This window comes from Frigoribacterium sp. CFBP 13605, assembly GCF_014839405.1.
Taxonomy (GTDB): Bacteria; Actinomycetota; Actinomycetes; order Actinomycetales; family Microbacteriaceae; genus Frigoribacterium.
The window spans coordinates 1-3,274 of the sequence record NZ_JACYNS010000172.1 but is presented as its reverse complement, the minus strand read 5'-3'; the positions used below and the strand labels follow the sequence as shown (position 1 = coordinate 3,274).

General features: G+C 73.9%; 3 protein-coding genes. All 3 read right to left on the bottom strand.

Annotation, left to right across the window (positions count from 1 at the left end; genetic code table 11):
- Positions 1–281: 281 nt before the first annotated feature.
- Positions 282–827, bottom strand: a complete 546-nt coding sequence (locus tag IFT36_RS15675) for a cysteine hydrolase family protein (protein WP_200413620.1) — start codon at positions 825–827, stop codon at positions 282–284.
- 26 nt (positions 828–853) lie between these two features.
- The gene (locus IFT36_RS15670; RefSeq protein WP_200413619.1) at positions 854–2,158 is read right to left on the bottom strand and encodes a PP2C family protein-serine/threonine phosphatase; all 1,305 of its coding nucleotides are present in this window, start codon (positions 2,156–2,158) and stop codon (positions 854–856) included.
- A gap of 172 nt (positions 2,159–2,330) precedes the next feature.
- On the bottom strand, positions 2,331–3,274 hold a 944-nt coding region (locus IFT36_RS15665; RefSeq protein WP_200413618.1), incomplete at its 5' end, for a nuclease-related domain-containing protein.

Here is a 3,274-nt window from a genome sequence, read left to right as displayed (position 1 = left end):
GTCCGCCCGTCCCGCCGTCCCGCCACGGCACCGCTGGCCGGCCGTCCCGCCGTCCCGCCACCCCGCCACCCCGCCACCCCGCCACGAAGTGAACACCCCGCCACGCAAAAAGATGGCGGGGTGTTCACTTCGTGGCGGGAAGACCCGGAGCGGCACGGAACGGCGCTCGGCGTCCGGCGTCCGGCGTCCGGCGTCTGGCGCCCGGTGCTCGGCGTCCGGCGTCCCGACGCCGGGCGGGGCGGACGGGAGCGTCACACGGTGTCCCGCGTCACCCGGGGCGCTCAGGCGGCGAGCAGCGCCTCGCTCGTGACGACGGTCGCGAAGCTGCCGTCGAGGGCGGCCATGAAGGCGGCGTGCACGTCGCGGCCGGCGACGGTCGTCCCGCCGTGCACGAGGTCGGGGGCCGCGCAGGCGTCGGTGACGACGGTGCAGTCGAAACCGAGCTCGTGCGCGGCCCGCGTGGTCGAGTCGACGCACATGCTGCTCATCATCCCGACGATCACGAGTTCGGTCACGTCGCGCTCGCGGAGGCTGGCCTCGAGTCCTGTGCCCACGAAGCTGTTCGGCTCGTGTTTCTCGACCACCAGCTCGCCGTCGCGGGGTTCGACGGCCGGGTGGAACGCGAGGCCGTCGGTCCCGGGGCGGAAGAACGTCGCGCCCTCGCCCGTCGAGACGTGGAAGACGTGGACGACGGGCTCACCAGACGCCCGGAACGCCTCGAGCACGTCACCGGCGGCAGCGGCGGCCGCCTCGGGCTCGACGAGCGGGAACGCGCCCCCGGGGAAGTAGTCCAGCTGGATGTCGACGATGAGCAGGGCGCGGGTCATCGGGCCAGCATGCCAGGCCGCGGGGCTCAAGGACGCGCCGGCACCGACGTCGGCACGAGCGTCGTCGCGACCACGGTCACGTCGTCGCTGCGGTCGCGCTCGAGGGCGAGCCGCTCGACGACCTCGACGATGCGCGCCGGCTCGGGCGTCGCGGCGAGCAGTCGCTCGAGGTCGTGCAGCGCCTCGAGTTCGACGGGGAACAGGTCGAGCACGCCGTCGCTGACACAGACGAACACGTCGCCGTCGTCGAGCTGTGAGCGGTGCCGGTGCCAACCGGTGCCCACCCCGATGGGCAGGTCGGCCGAGTTCAGGCGGTCGACGGCCCCCGAGGCCCGACGGATGAAGGCCAGGCCGTGCCCCGCGTCGGCCCAGAGCACGCCGCCGTCGGCGTCGATGCGCGCATGGAACGACGTCGTGAACTGCGTCTCGGTGTCGTACGCGCTCGTCGTCAACCCCACGGAGGCGCGGTGGAAGGCCTCGGCCGGGTCACCGTCGTCGACGCTGCTGCGGATCACCGAGCGCACCGCCGCCGCGATCATGCCCGCGCCGACGCCCTTGCCCATGACGTCGCCGACGGTCACGGCGATGCCGGTCGAGGTCGGGTACCAGTCGAAGAAGTCGCCGCCGACCTCGCGGGCCGGCACGCAGGCCCCGAACACCGCGAAGGCGTCGGGCAGGGTCGAGGCGTCCGGCGGCAGCAGCGACTGCTGCACCACGGCGGCCCGGTTGAGCTCGCGCTCGAGGGCGTGCTGCTGGGCCCGCGCCCGCTCGAGTCGGGCCTTCGCCTGCCGGGCGAGTTCGTTGACCGCCGCGGCGACGGTCGCGTAGACGACCAGGGCGAACGCCAGCCGGATCAACTCGCTCGGTCCCCGACCGTCCGCGGTGAACAGGTACGGCAACAGCAGGGTGACGCACGTTCCGACCAGGGGCAGCAGGACGTTGCGCCGACCGGGCCAGGACGCGACCCAGACGACCGCGAGCAGCACGATCGGCAGGAAGACCGATCGCTGGTCACCCGTGCCGTAGCGCAGCAGCCCCACGGCGACGAAGTCGGCCGCGGGCACCAGCAGCTCCCATCGCCGGAGCCGGGTGTGGCGGGCCATCGTGGCGGCGAACGCCAGGGCCGCGACGGCGACCGCCACGCCGAGCCACATCGTGACCGCGTCGGTGACGATCAGCCAGGGCAGGGTGGAGCTGAGCACCGCGGCCAGCGCGATCAGCAGGGCGATGAACGACTGCCGGAACAGCGGCACCTTCTCGACGGGCACGCGTCGCAGGGCCGTGTTGAGTGCCCGCCCGATCGCGTCGGCGCCCTCCGTCACGCGTCCCATGCCGGTCCCCTCGCCCCTGGATCGCCCGTCGACCACAGGTGTCGTCTTGTCTCGTCTCCCGACGACGCTACAGGGTGCCGCCGACGGGCCGCGGACCCGGGGAGGCGCGGTGTGGGCGGAACCGGCACCGTGCCTCCTGGGGGCGAGGCGTCGTCCGCAGGCGACGCCTGACTCACTCGGTCCGGTCGGACCCCTGGGCATCCTGGGCGGAGGAGGCGGCGGCGGCGGTGGTGGTGGCCGTGGCCTCCGGCTCGGAGTCTGCGGCCGCCGCCTCGGGGGCCGTGGCCTCCGGCACCGACGCGACCCGCGCCTCCTGGGCGTGGGCGCCGAAGCGCAGCACGTCGGCGCCGTACGACGCGAACAGCCGGGCGAGGTCGTCGACCCGTGCCCGGGACAGCTTCTTCGTCGGACGCGAGGTCAGTTCGCGGACGACGCCCGCCAGCTGGGACCGGTGCGACACGATCGCCGTGGCCGCGCCTCCGTCGGTGGCGTCGCGCTCGGTCGCGAAGACCGTCGCGTCGCGGTGCGAGTAGAAGACGCAGGTGTCGAACCAGAGCCGGACGCCGGTCTCGGCCTGCACCCGGTCGGACAGCCGCTGCGCCTGGCGCCGCACCTGCGACGCGGGGGCCTCGCGGCCGAGGTGGGTGCGTACGGTCAGCACGGTGGGCGAGTCCTTGACGACCTGCAGTGCGAACGGCGGCGTCATGGTGCTCTCGTCGAAGAGGCCCGCGAAGGCCGGGAACACGCTGCTCGGGGTCAGGCCGTCGAAGACGATGCCGTTCCAGCCCTTGTTCTCGATCACCATCACGCCGGTCTCGGCGAGCAGGACGTGGTCGACCTGCGCGACGAACCGCGAGGAGGCGCCGGTCGCCACGGGAACGAAGACCACGTTGGTCAGCAACACCGCGTCCACGCCCAGCTGGCGGCAGGCGTCGGCGATGTCGTCGCGCGAGGTGGCCTCCCACTTGAGGCCGGACGCCACGAGGTCGCGGGCCTGCTTCGCCTCGGTGAGGGCGGCCTGACGCTCGGCACCCAGGGCGTCGCGCTCGCGGGCGTGGTCGGCGGCGGCCTGGGCGAGGGCGTCGTCGTGGGCCGCGGCGAGGGCCTCGTGCTGCT